General features: G+C 46.3%; 1 protein-coding gene. It reads right to left on the minus strand.

Annotated elements, in window-relative coordinates:
* Nucleotides 1-200: YsaB family lipoprotein (locus tag FN960_RS24635; RefSeq protein ID WP_143850861.1), on the minus strand; the 200-nt coding region annotated here is incomplete at its 3' end.
* Nucleotides 201-246: the final 46 nt, after the last annotated feature.

Genomic DNA, 246 nt, shown 5'->3' on the forward strand with positions numbered 1-246 from the left:
AACTGTTCGAAGGCGGTGACGTCGATTTTTTGCTCGCCGGTGTTATAACGTTTTGCCGCCTGATCCTTGCATAACGCTTCCATATTCAATGACCGAATGGGATCAACTTTCACCCTTTGAGCTTTCTGTTCTGGTGGTGGTGTAGAACAACCCACTAGCACCATAAGCGCCATTGCCGGAAAGCACGCGTTCATCATCATTAAATTACCGTCTGGTTTGCAGGTGAGTCTTATTATTTATATCGGC

The organism is Alkalicoccobacillus porphyridii, assembly GCF_007293315.1.
GTDB lineage: Bacteria > Bacillota > Bacilli > Bacillales > Bacillaceae_D > Alkalicoccobacillus > Alkalicoccobacillus porphyridii.